General features: G+C 39.4%; 2 protein-coding genes. One reads left to right on the top strand and one right to left on the bottom strand.

What is annotated here, in order from left to right:
* Window positions 1-69 precede the first annotated feature (69 nt).
* Window positions 70-471 (bottom strand): IS200/IS605 family transposase, encoded by a 402-nt coding sequence (gene tnpA, locus AABK37_RS41255; RefSeq protein ID WP_432557156.1) that lies wholly within the window; start codon window positions 469-471, stop codon window positions 70-72.
* A gap of 46 nt (window positions 472-517) precedes the next feature.
* Between tnpA and AABK37_RS41250 the strand changes: the two genes are divergently transcribed.
* The gene (locus tag AABK37_RS41250) at window positions 518-1642 is read left to right on the top strand and encodes an RNA-guided endonuclease InsQ/TnpB family protein (protein ID WP_432557155.1); all 1125 of its coding nucleotides are present in this window, start codon (window positions 518-520) and stop codon (window positions 1640-1642) included.
* The last annotated feature ends 19 nt before the right edge of the window (window positions 1643-1661 follow it).

The raw sequence follows: 1661 nt of genomic DNA, 5'->3' as shown, positions 1-1661 counted from the left end.
TTACGAGTACGTGAAGCGTAAAGCCCCCGTCATTCATGCGGGGGATATAAGCGAACAGGATAAATTTATTTATCCGTGATGCGGGTCATTAATGTACTCTAAAACTTTCTGAGTGCTAACTTTCCCCGTGGTATCAAACATATATGAATGTGTCCACAAGCTAGGCAGTTTCATCAAGGAAGGAAATTCTTGCCGTAAATATCTTGATGACCTACCCTTAAACGCTTTCACCACTTGAGATATTGAATGATGCGGGTCATATTCAACCAGTAGATGAATATGATCTGGTGCAACCTCTAAAGCCTTAATCACCCATTTATTATCATTGGCAACTGATTGAAATATCTCAATACACCTGAATTTCAATGGCTCATTGTTTGCAAAAATCCTCCTACGGCGACACGGTATCCAGACTAGATGAACAGTAGCCAAACCAATTGCATGGTTGTAGTGATTGTATACAGGTTTCATGTAGATGAGTATTGATTATCTACGAAATAGATGATATCATAATCAGATGAAGACACTGAAATTTAAGTTGTACGAAGACAAACGGAATAGATACCTCAAGCGCACAATTAACGCGAGTGCGGTAATTTACAACCATTGCATTGCCCTTCATCGTCGTTATTACAAGATGTGGGGTAAACACTTGTCGAGTACAAAACTTCAGTCTCATATTGCTAAGTTGCGGAAGAAGACTCGATTTTGGCAATTAGTAGGTTCTCAATCAGTGCAAGATATCTGCCAACGCATCGAGAAGGCTTACCAACTATTTTTTAAAGATAACAAAAAAGGAGTTAGACCCCCAGGATTTAAGAAGGTAAGGAAGTATAAATCTTTCACTCTTAAACAAGCTGGCTACAAGTTTTTGGGTGGCAATAGAGTAAAAATTGGTAATCGAGTATATCAATTTTGGAAATCCAGAGAGATTGAGGGAACAGTCAAAACACTAACCATTAAGCGTACACCGCTGGGCGAGTTGTTTTTGATTGTGGTTGTTGATAATTGCACTGAACTAGAATTTGAAGCTGAGACAGGTAAAATAGCTGGCTTTGATTTCGGTCTAAAAACATTCCTTACTTGCTCAGATGGCTCCACAGTTGAATCTCCTGAATTCTTCAAGCAGTCTCTCAATACCATCAGAAAAGCTAGTAAACAGCATTCTAAAAAGTTAAAAGGTTCATCCAACCGAGAACGGGCAAGAAGAAATCTAGTACGTAGATATGAAGATATTTCTAACCGAAGACGTGATTGGTTTTGGAAGTTAGCACATGAATTCACTGACAAATTTGATGTGCTGTGTTTTGAAACCTTAAATCTCAAGGGGATGCAACGTCTTTGGGGAAGAAAAATATCAGACTTAGCTTTTGGTGAGTTTTTGCAAATCTTAGAGTGGGTTGCTAAAAAGAAACATAAACAAGTGGTGTTTGTAGATCGGTGGTGTCCGTCTACCAAAACTTGTTCGAGTTGTGGGCATATTTTAGAAAGTATTGATTTGTCTATAAGAGTTTGGCGTTGTCCATCCTGTCAATCAGTCAATGGGAGAGACGAAAACGCTGCGCGTAATATTCAAATGGTTGGGGCATCGACCATTAGGTTAGGCGATGTAAGTCGGGCTTTGCCTGCGATTGTTGTTTGAGCCTAGAATCCCCGCAATT

The organism is Tolypothrix sp. VBCCA 56010 (genome assembly GCF_050875635.1).
Classification (GTDB): domain Bacteria; phylum Cyanobacteriota; class Cyanobacteriia; order Cyanobacteriales; family Nostocaceae; genus Hassallia.
The sequence above is the reverse complement of the archived record's forward strand: the minus strand, read 5'-3'. Positions and strand labels throughout refer to the sequence as shown.